This window comes from Pseudarthrobacter sp. GQ63 (genome assembly GCF_059758765.1).
Map to the genome: position 1 here is coordinate 1 of NZ_JCAXEF010000042.1, position 386 is coordinate 386.

At 65.8% G+C, this 386-nt stretch carries 1 protein-coding gene; it reads right to left on the reverse strand.

Translation table 11 applies throughout. The annotated features are described in order from the left end of the window. Positions 1–386 (reverse strand): L-serine ammonia-lyase, iron-sulfur-dependent, subunit alpha (locus AC6CHP_RS20750; protein WP_498232059.1); only part of this gene is annotated, 386 nt, incomplete at both ends.

The following is a 386-nucleotide window of genomic DNA, read 5'->3' on the forward strand; positions in this document are numbered from 1 at the left end:
GCGTTCTCCATCCCGGGTGCGAAATGCAGCGCGTAATACAGCACCGCCGGAATGATCCCCGCAGCCCCGTTCGTCGGCGCCGTCACCACACGGCCCCCCGAGGCGTTCTCCTCATTCACCGCAAGAGCAATCAAATTAACCCACTCCTGCCAATACTTCGGATCATGGAACTCGTCCCCGGCCCCGTTCTCGTCACCGGCGCCGCCGGGCCGGGCGCTTTCCTTCCGCAACCGGTCATACCAGTCCGGGGCACGGCGCCGGACCTTCAACCCGCCCGGCAGCACACCCTCCCGCTTCAGCGACGCGGCCACGCAGCCTTCCATGACGGAGTAGATGTGCAGCAGGCCTTCGCGGATTTCCTCCGGTGACCGGCTGTCCTCCTCGTT